This window comes from Yinghuangia sp. YIM S09857 (assembly GCF_051388915.1).
In the GTDB taxonomy this organism is placed as follows: domain Bacteria; phylum Actinomycetota; class Actinomycetes; order Streptomycetales; family Streptomycetaceae; genus Yinghuangia.
Window position 1 is genome coordinate 35,750 of record NZ_JBPKBH010000003.1, and the last position, 13,489, is coordinate 49,238.

12 protein-coding genes are annotated in these 13,489 nt (G+C 72.9%); 5 read left to right on the forward strand and 7 right to left on the reverse strand.

The window, feature by feature from the left end:
• The first annotated feature begins 44 nt into the window (after positions 1-44).
• Entirely contained in the window at positions 45-467 is a 423-nt protein-coding gene (locus tag ACRX5S_RS06170) for a hypothetical protein (RefSeq protein WP_436771747.1), read from the forward strand.
• A gap of 48 nt (positions 468-515) precedes the next feature.
• On the opposite strand, the gene ACRX5S_RS06175 is transcribed toward ACRX5S_RS06170, so the two are convergent.
• The 3 genes from ACRX5S_RS06175 to ACRX5S_RS06185 form a co-directional block, all read right to left on the reverse strand.
• A complete protein-coding gene (locus ACRX5S_RS06175) occupies positions 516-2,669 on the reverse strand; it encodes a serine/threonine-protein kinase (RefSeq protein WP_436771748.1) in 2,154 nt (717 codons plus the stop codon).
• A gap of 221 nt (positions 2,670-2,890) precedes the next feature.
• The gene (locus tag ACRX5S_RS06180) at positions 2,891-5,443 is read right to left on the reverse strand and encodes an FtsX-like permease family protein (RefSeq protein WP_436771749.1); all 2,553 of its coding nucleotides are present in this window, start codon (positions 5,441-5,443) and stop codon (positions 2,891-2,893) included.
• A 3-nt stretch (positions 5,444-5,446) separates the two neighbouring features.
• Positions 5,447-6,217 carry an ABC transporter ATP-binding protein gene (locus tag ACRX5S_RS06185; RefSeq protein ID WP_436771750.1) on the reverse strand — a complete coding sequence of 257 codons (771 nt, stop codon included), beginning with the start codon at positions 6,215-6,217 and terminating at the stop codon, positions 5,447-5,449.
• A 236-nt stretch (positions 6,218-6,453) separates the two neighbouring features.
• Between ACRX5S_RS06185 and ACRX5S_RS06190 the strand changes: the two genes are divergently transcribed.
• Entirely contained in the window at positions 6,454-6,645 is a 192-nt protein-coding gene (locus ACRX5S_RS06190; RefSeq protein ID WP_436771751.1) for a ferredoxin, read from the forward strand.
• A 31-nt stretch (positions 6,646-6,676) separates the two neighbouring features.
• Here the strand turns inward: ACRX5S_RS06190 and ACRX5S_RS06195 are convergent, their stop codons facing one another.
• Together ACRX5S_RS06195 and ACRX5S_RS06200 are read right to left on the reverse strand one after the other, a co-directional pair.
• Entirely contained in the window at positions 6,677-7,807 is a 1,131-nt protein-coding gene (locus tag ACRX5S_RS06195; protein ID WP_436771752.1) for an RDD family protein, read from the reverse strand.
• 54 nt (positions 7,808-7,861) lie between these two features.
• Positions 7,862-8,986: a S1C family serine protease gene (locus ACRX5S_RS06200; protein WP_436771753.1), complete on the reverse strand. Its 1,125-nt coding sequence runs from the start codon at positions 8,984-8,986 to the stop codon at positions 7,862-7,864.
• Between the two features lie 234 nt (positions 8,987-9,220).
• Between ACRX5S_RS06200 and ACRX5S_RS06205 the strand changes: the two genes are divergently transcribed.
• Positions 9,221-9,667, forward strand: a complete 447-nt coding sequence (locus ACRX5S_RS06205) for a nuclear transport factor 2 family protein (protein WP_436771754.1) — start codon at positions 9,221-9,223, stop codon at positions 9,665-9,667.
• Between the two features lie 82 nt (positions 9,668-9,749).
• Here ACRX5S_RS06205 and ACRX5S_RS06210 read toward each other — a convergent pair whose 3' ends face one another.
• Entirely contained in the window at positions 9,750-10,898 is a 1,149-nt protein-coding gene (locus ACRX5S_RS06210) for a CapA family protein (RefSeq protein ID WP_436771755.1), read from the reverse strand.
• Between the two features lie 139 nt (positions 10,899-11,037).
• On the opposite strand from ACRX5S_RS06210, the gene ACRX5S_RS06215 reads away from it, so the two are divergent.
• Both ACRX5S_RS06215 and ACRX5S_RS06220 read left to right on the forward strand, forming a co-directional pair.
• Complete coding sequence (locus ACRX5S_RS06215; RefSeq protein ID WP_436771756.1) at positions 11,038-11,463, forward strand: nuclear transport factor 2 family protein; 426 nt, start codon at positions 11,038-11,040, stop codon at positions 11,461-11,463.
• A gap of 142 nt (positions 11,464-11,605) precedes the next feature.
• Positions 11,606-12,556, forward strand: a complete 951-nt coding sequence (locus ACRX5S_RS06220) for an MOSC domain-containing protein (RefSeq protein WP_436771757.1) — start codon at positions 11,606-11,608, stop codon at positions 12,554-12,556.
• A gap of 269 nt (positions 12,557-12,825) precedes the next feature.
• On the opposite strand, the gene ACRX5S_RS06225 is transcribed toward ACRX5S_RS06220, so the two are convergent.
• Positions 12,826-13,368: a hypothetical protein gene (locus ACRX5S_RS06225; protein WP_436771758.1), complete on the reverse strand. Its 543-nt coding sequence runs from the start codon at positions 13,366-13,368 to the stop codon at positions 12,826-12,828.
• Between the last annotated feature and the right edge of the window lie 121 nt (positions 13,369-13,489).

Genomic DNA, 13,489 nt, shown 5'->3' on the forward strand with positions numbered 1-13,489 from the left:
CGTCTGGGCGCCGGTTCCTGACTCGGCAACCAGAGGGGCAGCGCGTGATCCGGTACCGACTCCGGGTGGACTTCTATCAGGACGTCCCGGAGGACCGGGCCCCCACGGGGTACGTGGGGTCGCTGCTGTCCGGCGACTTCGCGGGCCCCGCGCTGCCGCGCGGCGGCGACTCGATCTCCGCGATACCGCTGGGCGGGGCGTACGTCGGCCCGTGGACCGGCGGCCCCTACATGCTCGTGCACCGCGTCGAGCACCACCCGGTGCCCGTCGACCTGGACGGCCACATCGTGGAGTGGTGGGAGCAGTACCCGCACCCGTCCGTGCACGTCGTGGTGCGCGCGGAGTGGCCCGACGAGGAGAAGTCCGAGCACGAGCTCATGGACGTCTACGAGGCGCAGGGCTGGAGTTCCTTCCCCGCCGGGCCCGACAACCCGTTCGTCGCCACGACCGATGTCGCGGTCTTCTGACCCCGCGGCGCTCCCGCCCCGGCCGGGCTCCGGCCGGGGTCCCCGCGGCTACTTGGCCTTGGGAGCCTTGTAGGACTTCTTGTCCATCGTCGCCACCAGGTCCTTGACGACGTCGTCGTACTTCTTCGCCAGTCCGCCGGTGCTGAACGAGATCTTCGACTGCGGCAGCCACCACACCTGCGGCTCGATCTCGGTGCCGTCGCCGCAGGTGATGTTGTAGCGGGCGTACTCGTACGTGAGCGACCCGAGCTTCTGGAACGTCCGTCCCGTGGTCTTCGGCTTCGGCGAGGCCCCCGGGGCGAGCGGCTGGCACCACGGCGCGGGGGTGCCCAGCGTCCAGCCGTCCGCGTCGTCCAGGTCCACCTTGCGGTTCGGGTCGCTGCCGACCCACACGCGCAGTCCGCCGTGCAGGCAGTCGGTGCGCACGTCGGCGGGCAGTTCCATCGGGGCCACGCAGACCGTCGCGGGGCCGTTGGGCCGCGCGTCCCAGCCTGCGGGGATGGTCAGTTTGAGACCGGCCAGTTCGAACACGCCCGGTCCGACGAGGGTGCCCGGCGGCGGGGTGTCCGGCTTGGCGACGGGCGGTGCGACGGGCTTCTCCTTCTTGTCGTCGCCCAGCGCCGCCACGGCCGCGACCACGCCGACGATGGCGGCCACGACGGCCGCCGCGGCGATCAGCGGCTTGCGGTGCCGCCCGAACGCGCCGCCCGCGGGGCCCGAGCCGTCGCCCGAGCCGTCACCCGGGCCGCGCCCGCGACGGCGACCGGCGGCGCCGCCCGGTCCACCCGGTCCGCCCAGGCCACCGTCGGCGAACAGCCCGGCCAGCGAGTCGCCGACGATCGTGTCCCCGTCGTCGGCCGTGGACATGTGCGGCATTCCGGGCGCCTGGCCGGGCGGGAAGCCGGGGGCGGTCGCGGTGGGGAACGCGTCGTTCCTGTACGGCGGGTAGCCCGTCGCGCCGCCCCCCGGCATCGCGGCGCCCGGCGGTGACGCGGGCGGCGGCATCGGCGGCGGAGTGGGCGGAAGCGGCGGTGGGGGCGGCACCGAGCCGACCGGGCCGCGCGGCTGCGGGACGCCCGGCGGCGCCGGGAGCGGCGCGGGGACCGTGGCGCCGTCCGCCGCCCCGCCCGGCTGCCCGAAGCCGTGCGCCGCAGCCGGTCCGGCCTGGCCGTCCCCGGCCGCCGACCCGAACTCCGCCGCGGGCGCCGCCGCGTGGCGTCCGGCCCGGCGCCTGCCCGTGCCGGGTGCGGGAGGTGCGGCCGCCCCCTCGGCGCCCCAGCCCCCGTCCATGACCGGGGCCTTCCAGTGCAGATGGATCAGCGACGTGGCGTCCGAGACGAGGTCGGCCGCCGGGGCGCCCGCGCCCAGCGCACCGCGCCAGGTGCCCGTGACCGTCTCGAGAACCTGGTGGGCGGACGGTCTGCGCAGCGGGTCCTTGTCCGCGCTCCAGTCGACGATGCCGCGGAGCGCCTGCGGGACACCGCCGGTGTCGGCGTCCTCCTGGAGCACGCGCAGCGCGACCACCTCGGGCGCGCCGGTGCCGAAGGGAATGACTCCGGTGGAGGCGTACGCGACCATCATCGCCCACGCGTAGACGTCCGCCGCCGGGGTGCTGGTCTGGCCGCGGAACCGCTCGGGGCTCATCCACGCCGGGGAACCGATCATCATGCCCGTGCGGGTCAGGTTGCTGTCCTCCATCGACCGGGCGATGCCCAGGTCGAGCACGCGCGGACCGGCGGGCGAGCACACGACGTTCTGCGGCTTGAGGTCGCGGTGCACGATGCCGACGCCGTGCAGCGCGACCAGGGCCTCGGCGAGCCCGGCGGCCAGCGCGAAGAGGTCGTCGCCGGTCATCGGCCCATGGCGCTCGACGCGCTCCTGGAGGGTGGGCCCGGGCACGTACTCGCAGGCGAACCACGGCTGCGGGGCGTCCACATCGGCGTCCAGCACCGGTGTGGTGCAGGTGCCCTGCACGCGGCGGAGCAGCGCCACCTCGCGGCTGAACCGGGCGCGGAACTCGCGGTCGTCGGAGAACTGCGCGTGCACGATCTTGATGGCGACGCGCCGCTCGAAGTGGTCGAGCCCGGCGAACACCGAGCCCATGCCGCCCGATCCGAGCCGGCCTATCAGCCGGTACGGCCCGACCGTCCGCGGATCCGCGTCTCCGAGCGGCCGTATCCCCGCACCGGCTTCGGCTGCCATACCGCCTCCGCGCACTCACTCGCCGGAGGCGGCCCCGAGCGCCCGCCTCCTCGTCCGGGGCATCCTCTCACCCTGCCCACTGGCGATGACACGCCGTCAGAACGCCCGCGGTTCCCGGACATACGGGTTCGAGGGATCCCTCCGGACGGAAGAGACCCCTCGAACTCCGCCAAACAGTACCGAATTCCATCAGATGCCGATGAACCACCCTGAGAGGGTTGTCAGTCGCGCGCACCGACCGCGTCCACCGGGTCCATCCGCAGGGCGGACCGGCCGGACAGCATGCCAGAACCGAACACCAGGGCCACCGCCACCGCCACGAGCGGCACGTAGATCTCCGGCGGCATCGACGGGTCGAACGAGCCGGTGATCCCGTTCGCGAACGCGCCGAGCGTGAGCCACGCGATGCCCGTTCCCACCGCCACGCCGACGATTGCGGCGACCGCGAGTTCGCGGCGCAGCATCGCCATGACCTGGCTACGCGTGGTGCCGGCGAGGCGCAGCACCGCCAGTTCGCGGGCCCGGGCGCGCGTCGCCATGACGATGGTGTTGACCACTCCGAGGGCGGTGAACACCGCGATGGCGCCCAGGATCAGGGCGTTGGCCCACGCGCTCTCGTTGGCGTCGTCGGACACCTCGTCGAGGTACGCGCCGCGGTCGAGGACGTGCCCCTCGCGCTCCAGCGCGGCGGCGAGCGCGGCCTTGTCGGCGCCCGGCCCGGTCGTCACGTACACCTTGTCGAACGTGCCGACCGTACTGTGCGCGGCGGCCACGTCGCGCGGCATCAGGAAGTCGCCGAAGCCGAACGCGTTGTCATAGACCGCGACCACGCGCGCGTTCATGGGAGTTCCGTCGCCGAGCCAGTACTTGATGCTGTCGCCGACGTGCTTGTTCTTGGCGTCGGCGTGCCGGCTGCCGAGCGCGACGGTGTCCGCGCCGCGCAGATCGGACAGATCGCCTTCGCGGACGCCGAGTTCCATCACCTGCGCGGTCTCCGGCCCGATGCCGCGCGCGTCCATCTCGACGGCGTCGTTCATCGACCCGTCCATCACGGTGGTCTCGACGGTGCCGGACGCGGCCTGGACGCCCGGCAGCGCACGGATGCGCTCGACCGCGGACTGCGGGATGCCGGCCCGGTCCGCGCCGTCCACGATGAACTCCGCCGTTGTGCGCGCCTTGCTCTGCGAGATCGTCTCGTCCGCGACGGTCGTGCCGATGAACAGGATCGAGCAGGAGAAGGCGATGGTGAGCGCGATCGGTACCGCGATGGACGCGACCCGCCCGGGCTCGGCGGCGCCGTTGGCGCGCGCGAGGCGACCCGCCGCGTCCCCGGTCGGTGCCAGCAGGCGGCCGACGACCGCGACGGAGGCGCGGGCGAGGGGCAGTCCGAGCAGCGCCACCGCGACCATGAAGGTGAACACGATGCCGACCGAGGCGCCCGCCCCTTCGTCGCCGCCGAGGTTCGTCGAGACGAAGACCAGCGCGACGCCGCCCGCCAGCGCGGCGAGGCCGAGCGTGTACCGCAGCAGCGGAACGAGGATGCGGCGTTTGGCCGTCGACCCGAAGACCTCGGTGGGCCGCACCTTCGCGGCGCGCCCCGCGGCGGCCAGCGCGGCGACCTGGGTCACCAGGACCGCGCTGCCGAATCCGACGACGCCGGGGAGCCAGGACTGCACCACCGAGAATCCGGTGGGCAGCGCGTCGGCGCGGTCGAACAGGTCGGCGAGCACGTGCGAGAACGCGTACCCGAGCGGCACCGCGACCGCGGACGCGATGGCCGCGACCAGCAGCGCCTCGGCAGCCACCATGCGGCGGATCTGCCCCGGCGTGGCGCCGACCGCGCGCAGCAGGCCGATCTCCCGGACGCGCTGGCGGACCGAGAAGCCGAACGTCCCGGCGATGACGAACACCGCGGCGAATGCGGCGCTACCGGCGAAGACGGAGACCACCGGGATCGTGGCGTCCTGCATCGACGTGGCGGCGGGCGCCTCAAGCCGGGCGAGCGCGCCGCCGCCGAGCACCTTGACCTCGGGCTGCGCCCGCGTCGGGTCGCCGAACTGCGGTCCGGCCGCGGCGAGGATGTCGCGGACGGCGGAGCGGACCTGCTTCTTGTCCGCGCCGGGGTCGAGCGTCACACCGATGAAGTCGGCGAGCGCCGGCACCGTGCTCAGCCCGGCGGCCTGCACGTCGGGCAGGAACACCGAGGGGGCGCCCTGCCCTTGCGCGATGCCGACGACCGTGACGGTGCGCGGGCCGAGCGGTGTGCCGAGGTCGAGTCGTGCCCCGGGCCGCAGACCGAGCGCGGCGGCGGTCGCGGTGTCGACCACGGCCTCGTCGGCGGCGCGTGGCTCGTGGCCGTCGGTGAGCCGGTACGGCGTCAACTGGGCGCTGCCCCAACCGTGCACGTCCGCCCCGAGCCCACCCGGCAGCCCGACCGGCACGCTGCGGTCGGGGACCGCGGTTTGCACCCCGGGCACGGCCGCGATCCGCTCCGCCAGCTCGGCGGGGATGCGCGAGGTCTGCCGCAGCGGGTCCGACTCCGCCTCGTCCTCCCCGGAGGGCTTGTCCATCTGCGGCGTGCGCGCGAGGTGGTCGGACGCGGCGACCGCGAGGTCGGTGCCCTGCAACCGCTCCACGGGCGAGTCGGTGCGCAGCGCGGACTCCAGCATGATGCCCGCGCCGGTCACCAGGACCGTGGCGAGCGCGACCGCGAGGAAGGCACCGGTGAACCCGGCCAGCCGGGTACGCAGGGTGCCGAGGGCGAGGCGGAGCACGGGTCAGCCCTCCATGTGGATCATGCGGTCGGCGACGGCCTCGGCGGTCGGCGCCTCCAGCGTGTCGACCAGGCGGCCGTCGGCGAGGAAGACCACGCGGTCGGCGTACGACGCGGCGACCGGGTCGTGGGTGACCATGACGACGGTGTGCCCGTAACCGTCGACCACCTGGCGCAGCAGCGCGAGGACTTCGCGTCCGGTGCGGGTGTCGAGGGCGCCGGTCGGCTCGTCCGCGAACAGCACGTCGGGGCGGGTGACCAGGGCGCGGGCGATGGCGACGCGCTGCTGCTGGCCGCCGGAGAGCTGCGCGGGGCGGTGCCGGGCGCGATCGGCCAGGCCGACGCGGCCGAGGACTTCGCGCACCCACTTCTTGTCGGGGCGCTCGCCCGCGAGACGCAGCGGCAGCGTGACGTTCTGCTCGGCGGTGAGCGAGCCGACCAGGTTGAAGGCCTGGAAGACGAACCCGACGCGGGTGCGGCGCAGCTTCGTCAGCTTGGTCTCGGACAGCGTCGCGATGTCGGTGCCGGCCAGTTCGACGCGGCCGTCGGTGGGCCGGTCGAGCCCCGCCGCGCAGTGCAGGAACGTGCTCTTGCCCGAACCGGACGGGCCCATCACGGCGGTGAAGCTGCCCCTGCGTATGTCGGCGTCGACGCCGCGCAGCGCGTGCACCGCCTCGGCACCGCGCCCGTACACCTTGGTGACCCCGGTGAGGCTGACCGCCGAGGTGGCGGCGGCCGCACGGGCCTCGATGACGGATGTGGCACGCCTGCCCATGGCCGGTCCTCCTGTCCGCGGCCGGGCTTTCCGACCGTGTGACCAGCCTGTCTGTTCCGTGATCACGTCTCGATCCGGCGACCGCCCGGGTTCTCGGTGGGGTTGTCCCCACCCCCGCCGCCGGGGCGGGTCGCAGGGGCTCGGCGGCGTAGGAAGTCTGGCCTTACCAACGGCGGTGCGTGATAGGTGTGCAGGGGCCCGCCACGACGGGCCGCCGTCGAGTACCGGAGGGCCGGATGAAGATCAGCGTCGACTTCGACAAGTGCAAGAGCAACGCCTTGTGCATGGCGGAGGCGCCCGACGTATTCGAGGTGCGCGAGGACAACTTCCTCTACATCCTCCAGGAGAACCCGCCGGAGGAACTGCGCGCCGACGTCGAGGAGGCGGCCCGGGTCTGCCCGACCCGGGCCATCACCCTGACGGACTGAGCACGGTCGGCCGGACGCCGACCGGCCCTGTTCAGGAGCGCCGGCGGCGGATCCGGTCGCGGATGTCGCGCGTCTGCTGCGCGGCGCCGGAGCCGATACGGGACGCCTGCCCGGGGATCGACGAGCCCTGGTACGCCTGCCGCACCGCGCCCCCGGCGCCGCGGCCGAGCGCCGCGGCCCGGGCCAGCGGCTTGACGTTGACGACGACGGTCCCGGCCGTGCGGTCGTGCCAGGTGCGGCGGCGCGGGCCGAGGACCGTCAGCGGGTCGAAGAACCCGACGAGGCTGACCAGCCCGAAGACGAGCGCCAACTGCCCGTCGCGCAGGATGATCTGATACCACATCAGCATGAGCGCGCCCCAGGGGAGCAGCACCGCGACGAAGGTGCGGCGGGCCGAGCGCAGGACGCCCAGGCGGCTCGAACCGCCTTGTGCGGGAACGACCTTCATGCCGAACGCGATCTTGCCGAGGGTGCGTCCGAACCTGGCGTGCATGAGCCAGTCGTAGATCGTCGGCACCAGCAGGTGCGCGAGCACGAGCAGGAGCAGTATCAGCTTCGTCTTGTCCCACAGGCCGTCGACGGCGTCGAGCGGCGCGCGCTGCGCCTTGTCGGCGTCACCGAGCAGGAGCGCGCGGAAGGTCTTCTCGAACGTCGTGTTCTGGAGTTCTGCGGCCTTGCCCTGAAGGTAGTTGTAGGCGACGAACCACAGCGGCACGACGAGCGCGGTCATCAGCAGGTAGTCGACGGTGCGCGCGAGGAGCCGCAACAGCCGTGACGCGGGCGGGAGATCGGCGGGCGGCTCGGCGGCGCCCGGCGCACCGGGCGGACCGTCGTACGGCTGCCCGGGCGGCGGCTGCCAGGCAGTCGCGGTCGGCGCCTGCGGGTCCCACGCCGCCGGCTGACCGGGGTAGGGGCCCGGCACCGGGCCGGACTGGCCGGGATAGCCGGGGACTTGACCGGGCGGCTGGCTCGGGACTTGACCGGGCGGCTGCCCCGGGTACTGGCCGCCGGGCGGCGGGCTCGGATATTGGCCGGGGTACTGCCCCGGATACGGCCCCGGCGACTGCCCGGGCTGCGGTCCGGGGGCTGCCCCGGGATCGGCTCCCGGGTCGCCTCCGGGGTACTGCCCCCGATTCGGCCCCGGCTGCTGAGGGAACGTCATGCCCCGGACGGTCCCGCGATGTCGCCCGGGGCGTCAAGCCACGCCACGCCGCTCTCAGGACAGTTCGCCGAGTGTCACGTCCACGGTCGCGTCCCCGCCGCCCGCTCGTACCAGGCTCACCTTCGCGGTGTCGCCCGGTTTGAGGCCCGCCAACACCTCGGCCAGCGCCGCCTGGTTGGGCGTCTCGGTGTCGTTGACCGCGGTGATGACGTCGCCGGCCTGGAGCCCGGCCTTGGCGGCCGCGCCGGCCGGGTCGACGGTGACGACGCCGACCCCGGCCGCGTTGCCGCCGCGTCCCACGACCGTGGTCGCGGTGATGCCGAGCGCGGCCCGGTCGGAGTCGGTGACCTTGCCGTCCCTGATCATCTGGTCGGCCAGGTTCTTTGCGGTGTTGGACGGGATCGCGAACCCGATGCCCGGGGCGAGGCTGTTGCCGGCCCCGCTGGCCGCCGCGAGCGTCGGGATGCCGACGACCTTGCCCTCCAGGTCGACCAGCGCGCCGCCGCTGTTGCCGGGATTGATGGCCGCGGTGGTCTGGATGAGGTTGGGGATGGTCGCGCCGGGCGAGCCCTGCTCCGCGGACTCGCTCTGGGTGCGGTTCAGGGCCGACACGATGCCCTGGCTCACGCTGCCGGACAGGCCGAGCGGATTGCCCATCGCCAGCACGATGGTGCCCACGTCGATCTGCGACGAGTCGCCCCACTGCGCGGGCTTGAGGTCGCCCGGCGGATTGTCGAGGCGGATCACCGCGACGTCGTTGGGCGGGTACGAGGCCACCAGCTTCGCGGTCAGCGGCTGCGCCCCGGTGGCCAGCGTGACCTGGAACGCGGTGGCGTTCCCGACCACGTGCGCGTTGGTGACGATGTTGCCCTTGTCGTCGTAGACGATTCCGGAGCCGAGGCCGTCCGAGGTGGTGATCTGCACGACCGACGGAAGGACGTCGGTGACGACCTTGCGGTACGCGTTCTGGAGGCCGTCCGTGCCGCCGTCCGCGGCGGGTTGCCCGGGCGACTGCGCCGCGTCGGCCGACGCCCGCGCGGGGGCGTTCTTGGCGGCGCTGCCCTTGTCGTCGCCGTCGTCCGAGCAGCCGGCCGCACCGACCGCGAGCACCGTCGCGGCGGCCAGCGCCGCGGCCGCACGGCGCCGCCGTCCCAGTCCCGCCCAAGTCCGTGCAGACACCGCAGACTCCCTCGCATACCCGGACCCGGCCCCGCCCGGATCCCGTCCGAACCTCTTCCGGATCCGCTCACGAATGCCCGAAATGCCGGAAAAAGAAACGCCGGGGAATCACCCGCCCGGCCCTGTCCACCGAGGCCGCCCCCTTGCTTCCTGGGGCGAACCCGGGTGACATTGCGACGCGGCGGGCCGCTCCGTGCCCGCCGGGCTCATGGACCAGCGCAACCCGGAGGCACCATGCTGTCGCTGCAAGAGATCTCGGACCGGTTCGAGATCCAGGACCTGATGGTCCGTTACTCGCACGCGGTCGACACCCGCCAGTGGGACCTGCTCGACGACGTCTTCACGGCGGACGCGCACATCGACTACTCGGCGATGGGCGGTTCGACGGGCGATCTGGCGTCGACGAAGAAGTTCCTCGCCGACGTGATGCCGAACTTCCCGGCGTTCCAGCACATGGTCGGCAACTCGGCGGTCACCCTCGACGGCGACACCGCGACCGGCCGCACGATGTGCCACAACCCGATGGTCATGCCCGGCGAGGACGGGCAGCAGAGCCTGATGCTCTGCGGCCTGTGGTACCTCGACACGTTCGTGCGCGTGGACGGGCAGTGGCGCATCAAGTCCCGGGTGGAGGAGAAGGGCTACATGTACATAGCCCCGCCCACCCCCGGGATGGGCTGACCGCCGTCAGGCGGACATACGAGGGGCGGGCGTACGGGACCCCGTACGCCAGCCCCTCGCATGTCCGCGCCGTCCGCGCCCGTTACCTGGGCGCCGCCGCGAGCCCCGTGCACGGCCGCAGCGACGCCCGCCGGTCGGTGATGCGCTTGGCCTCGCCGGCCTTCTGCGGCACCGGCACGCCGCGCGAGTCGATCAGCGCCGGCGTGAAGACCTCCTTGACCACCTTGCCGCCGGTGACGGTCAGCGTGGTGACACCGGTGTCGTTGGAGTTCGGGTAGGGCGAGGTGCCGTACCAGAGGAAGTTGCCGAAGCCGTAGCCGACGTACGTGTCGCCGAGCATGCCCGCGCCCTGCATCACGTGCGCGTGGGTGCCGACCACCGCGGTCGCGCCCGCCTCTGCGAGGTCCTTCGCGAGGTCCTTCTGCGTGGCCGACGGGCACTTGTCGCCCTCGATGCCCCAGTGCACGTAGACCACCACGACGTCGGCCGCCGCCTTCGCGTCGCGCACCGCCTTGACCAGGCGGGTGGACGTGAGCGCGGTGGCGATCCCGGGCTTGGTGGCCCCCGCCGGATACCGCTGGCTGGTCAGGTCGTTGACCTGGCTCGCCGCGAGAACCGCCACCCGGACGCCGTTGACCTCGGTCGTCCACGGCGTGTACGCGTCCTCGGCGTTCCGGCCGAAACCGACCACGGGCAGCGCGCCGCCGTCGGCCGCCGCGAGGGAGTCGGTCAGCCCCGGCTGACCGAAGTCCACCGCGTGGTTGTTGGCCATGCTGACCACGTCCACGCCGGTCGCCTTGAGGTCGTCCAGCGCGGACTTCGGCGCCCGGAAGGTGTAGGTCTTGGCCTCCGGCGCCCCGCGCTCCGTGATCGCCGACTCGAGGTTCACCATGGCGATGTCGGCCTGCCCCAGCGTCTTGCCGATCGGGCCGAGCGTGTCGGCCCCGGTACCGAGCCTGGACACCGTCCGGCCGGTGAAGTGCACGTCGCCGCCGAAGGCGATGGTCACCGTGCCGGGCGAACCCCCGTTCGGCGCGCCCGAGCCGGTCGGGGCGGCCGGCGAGCCGGGGGCCTGGGGTGCGGCGGGGGCGGTGGCACCCGCGGAGGCGACCGGCGCGACGTCGTCGTCCGATCCCCCGTCGGACCCTCCGACCAGGGAGCATCCGGTGAGCAGTGCCAGGGCGCAGGCGCCGACGACGACCCGGAATCGCCGGGCGGAGGGTATGTGCACCGGCACACGCTAACCCACCCGATCACGGTGCCGTTCGGAACCGGACCATTCGATGCTGTCTTCTGATCGGAGATGTGCCTAGGCTCCGCTACGCCTGCTTGCGCGGGCACCCTGCATCCGCGTTCCGAAAGGGCACCGCATGACCGGCGCAGTCGACAACAAGCGGCTCATCGAGCAGTTCTGGCAGGACCTGTACGAGCGGGACTTCGACAAGGTCGGCGCCTACTTCGCCGCCGACGGCCACTACACCGACGTGCCGGCGCCGGGAGCCGGAGCCTACGGTCCCGAGCAGATAGCGGCCCGCCTCCGGCTCGGTCTGGAGATGCTGTCCGGCTACGAGCACCACCTGAAGCACATCGTGGCCGACGGCGACGTCGTCATCACCGAGCACGCGGAGAAATGGTTCTGGGAATCAGGCGAGAGCGTGCTGCTGCCGTTCGTGTCGGTCCACGAAATCGGCCCGGACGGCAAACTCGTGCGCTGGCACGACTATTGGGACTTCAACACGCTCATGAACGCGGCCCCCGCGTGGTGGCTGGAGCACATCGCGAAGGGCTTCGCCTGAGTCCCGCGGCACCTCCCGTACCGCCCAACTGCCCGACTACCCTTACCTGTTGGGGGAGGTCGGGATAACGTACGGCCGCTCCCACCACGATGACGACCCGGGCACCGAGGTCTTGGCCGACGTGCCGGGAAGGGAGTGGCCCGTGTCCCCGCAGAGCTCCGGAACGGCCGGAAACCCCAACGCACTTCGTGTCTCGGCGCTGTGGCGCTACCCGGTCAAGAGCATGATCGGCGAACCGCTCGAACTGGCCCGGCTGGACCCCGACGGCGTACGCGGCGACCGCATATGGGCGGTCCGCGACGAGGACGGCGACTTCATCGCGGACGCCCGCCGCAACCCGGTCCTGCTCGGCCTGCACCCGCGCTACCTGCGCCCGGTGAGCGCCGCCGACCCGGTGCCGCCGGTCGAGATCACGCTGCCGGACGGCAGCGTGATCAGCTCGACGGACGCCGCCGTGCACGGCGAGCTGAGCCGGGTGCTGGGCCGCCCCGCCTCGCTGCGGTCCCGGCGGCCCGCCTCGGACGAGGCGTACTATCGGCGGCTCCCGCCCGAGGACGGCGACTGGGTGCGCTTCCTGGAGGAGCTGTTCGGCGTCGACAAGGGCGCCGAGGTGCCGGACCTGAACCTCTTCCCGGACGCGCTGTGGACCAACCAGACGATGCCCGGCACGCACTACGACGCGTTCCCGGTGCACGTGCTCACCGACCGCTCGCTGGAGTCGCTGCGCAAGCTCTCCCCCGGCAGCGACGTGGACGTCCGGCGGTTCCGCCCCAACGTCTTCGTCGCGGTGCCGGACGGGATCGAGGGAGACTTCCCGGAGCGCGCGTGGACCGGGCTCGACCTGCACATCGGCACTGCCGTCCTGCGCGTCGAGGGCGAGTGCCCGCGGTGCGTGATGATCAGCCACCCGCTGCCGCACGCGGACCTCGCCGCGGACCGGGCACTGCTGCGTACCGTGCACGCCAGGACCGGCCACAACGTGGGGATGTACGCGTCGGTCGTGCGGCCCGGGGTCTTCGGCGTCGACGACGTGGTCGAGGTACGGGCGGCGGAGCCGGGGTCGGCCGGGATGAACGCCGCGGCCGAAGGCTAGGCCGCGCCTGCCGTGTCTGCCGTGTCTGCCGGGTCCCGGCGGCCGACCGGAGGCTGGGTTGCGCCGGGGCTGCCGGCGCCGGAAAGCGACGAGCCCCGGCCGTGGGGGCCGGGGCTCGTCGGAAGTCTGGTCCTCCGGGCTCAGTCATGGATCCTACGCTTGAGCGCGCCGAAGGCAGTCATATCGTAGCACAACCATGGTTCCGGCCTGGGAATCCCTGGCTCCAGGAGTCTCGGCCCGGCCACGCCCGGCCGACGGCCGCCGTGCCCTCAGGCCCGGGTGACCGCTTCGTAGACGCGGTCCGCGAGCTCCGGGTGCATGTCCAGGTAACCCTCCTCGTCGACCTCGAACGCCCCCGTCCGGAAGCTCTCCACGAAGGTCCGCAGCATGCGCTCCATGTCGGGGTAGTCGGTCTGGACCGGGGCGCCGTCCACATAGCTCCACACCTGCACGATGCCCTCGTCGGCGGTCCAGGCGACCGCGTAGAAGTCCCCGGCGGGCGAGACGAGCAGCGGCAGCCACTCCTCGTCGCCGTCGGACTCCACCTCGACCTCGTCGCGGAACTCCAGCGCCTCGTCCAGGCTGACCAGCACGTAGCCCGGGATGAACGAGGCGTCGTCCACCGTCTGATCCTCTTCGGCCCGCGTGCCGTCGGCCCAGCCGAACCACGCGACCAGTTCCTCGGGGGCGCCGTCGAGCTTGGCCCGCACCGCCTCGGGCGCGAGCCCGGGCTCGAAGAGCCGCACGACTTTGCGCTCAAGTCTGTCCAGCTCGCGCCGGACTCCTTCGAGTCCCTCCGTGACCGTGGCCATACGTTCCCCTGCTTCTTCAAACGTCCAGACGCGTACGCACCGTGCGCACCCCCGTACAGGATGTCCTACGGCACCCTCACAGACTGGGGCACGCGCCGCCGATGCAGAAGGGGGGGGCCGA

Excerpts from the sequence above, each read along its gene's own strand:
- ACRX5S_RS06175 (WP_436771748.1), bottom strand. The coding sequence starts at position 2,669 with ATGGCAGCCGAAGCCGGTGCGGGGATACGGCCGCTCGGAGACGCGGAT.
- ACRX5S_RS06185 (WP_436771750.1), bottom strand. The coding sequence starts at position 6,217 with ATGGGCAGGCGTGCCACATCCGTCATCGAGGCCCGTGCGGCCGCCGCC.
- ACRX5S_RS06190 (WP_436771751.1), top strand. The coding sequence starts at position 6,454 with ATGAAGATCAGCGTCGACTTCGACAAGTGCAAGAGCAACGCCTTGTGC.
- ACRX5S_RS06195 (WP_436771752.1), bottom strand. The coding sequence starts at position 7,807 with ATGACGTTCCCTCAGCAGCCGGGGCCGAATCGGGGGCAGTACCCCGGA.
- ACRX5S_RS06205 (WP_436771754.1), top strand. The coding sequence starts at position 9,221 with ATGCTGTCGCTGCAAGAGATCTCGGACCGGTTCGAGATCCAGGACCTG.
- ACRX5S_RS06215 (WP_436771756.1), top strand. The coding sequence starts at position 11,038 with ATGACCGGCGCAGTCGACAACAAGCGGCTCATCGAGCAGTTCTGGCAG.
- ACRX5S_RS06225 (WP_436771758.1), bottom strand. The coding sequence starts at position 13,368 with ATGGCCACGGTCACGGAGGGACTCGAAGGAGTCCGGCGCGAGCTGGAC.